General features: G+C 69.9%; 2 protein-coding genes. One reads left to right on the top strand and one right to left on the bottom strand.

Annotated features, from left to right (window positions below):
* Positions 1-609: SDR family NAD(P)-dependent oxidoreductase (locus ACWF94_RS40330; RefSeq protein WP_453500249.1), on the top strand; the 609-nt coding region annotated here is incomplete at its 5' end.
* Between the two features lie 131 nt (positions 610-740).
* Here the strand turns inward: ACWF94_RS40330 and ACWF94_RS40325 are convergent.
* Positions 741-1516 (bottom strand): LLM class F420-dependent oxidoreductase (locus tag ACWF94_RS40325; protein ID WP_453500247.1); only part of this gene is annotated, 776 nt, incomplete at its 5' end.

The following is a 1516-nucleotide window of genomic DNA, read 5'->3' as shown; positions in this document are numbered from 1 at the left end:
CTGGTGAACAACGCCGGCCGGGGCCTGCTCGGCGCGCTGGAGGAGATCACCGACGCCGAGGCGCGCTCGCTCTTCGACCTCAACGTCTTCGGTCTGATCAATGTCACCCGCGCCGTACTGCCCGTCATGCGCCGGCAGGGCTCCGGCAAGCTCGTCCACATCGGCTCCCGCTCCGGCTTCGAGGGCGAGCCCGGGGTGAGCATGTACAGCGCGTCGAAGTTCGCGGTGGCGGGCATCAGCGAGGCTCTGTCGGCCGAGATGGCACCGTTCGGCATCCAGTCGATGGTCGTCGAGCCGGGTGTGTTCCGCACCGACTTCCTCGACCCCAGTTCCCTGTCCGTGGCCGCGACCCGTATCGCCGACTACGACGACACGCCGGCCCACGTCACCCTGGACTGGATCGACCGGGCCAACCACACCCAGCTGGGCGACCCGGTCAAGGGCGGCGCCCTGATCGTCGAGGTCACCTCCGGTGACCGGCTCCCCACCCACCTCTACCTGGGCCGTGACACCCTCGAACGCCTTGAGGTCAAGCTCCGGCAGGTCCAGGACGACCTCGCTCCGTGGCACGAGAAGTCCGCGGCCACCGCGCACACCGACGCCGCGTAACTCCCCCTGCGGGCAGGGCCCTCGCCCCTGAGTGTCCGTTCTTCTCTCCGGCTCCCCGCTCGCCGGCCGTGTCGCAGTGGTCTCCGGCGCCTCCAGCGGCATGGGCCCCGCCACTGCCGACGACACGGGGCTCAGCACACCAGTTGCCTGAGCCTGCGCACGTCGGCGAGCGGGTCGGCGCCCACCGGGTTGACGTTGAGTACGGTGACCCCGGCTTCCCGGTAGGCGGCGATACGGTCGCGTATCCATCCTTCGGGACCGATGAGGTTGGTGAGATCGATGAGTTCGTCCGGAAGTGCGGCCATGGCCTCCTTCCTGTGCCCGGCGAGATAGAGGTCCTGGACTCGTTCGGCTTCCGCCTCGTAGCCGTATCTGCGGACGACGTCGTTGTAGAAGTTACGGCCCTTCGCCCCCATGCCTCCGACGTACAGCACGGTCTGGAGGCGGGCCTGATCGCGGACTCGGGTGACGTCGTCGCCGATGGCCAGAAACCCGCCGGCGACGGTTTGCAGTTCACCGAGTGCAGGGTCGCGGCGGGCGGCCCCCTCGGCGAGTGAGGTGCCCCAGACCTGATGGGCACGGTCCGGCAGGAAGAAGAGCGGGAGCCAGCCTTCCGCGATCTCGGCGGTGAGGCGGACGTTGTGGTCGCCGAGCGCGGCGAGGTGGACGGGGATGCGTTCGCGTACCGGCTGGGCGAGGAGTTTCAGCGGCTTCCCGAGGCCGGTGCCCTGGCCGGCGGGGAGCGGCAGCGGGTAGAGCCCGGTGTTGGTGATGACTTCCCGCCGCCAGATGCGGCGGCACAGGTCGACGACTTCACGGGTGCGGGCGAGCGGCTTGTCGTACGGGACACCGTGCCAGCCTTCGACCACCTGCGGTCCGGACGCGCCGAGCCCGAGGATCGCCCGGC

The organism is Streptomyces sp. NPDC055078, from assembly GCF_053607985.1.
This window is presented reverse-complemented; position numbering and strand designations above follow the sequence as displayed.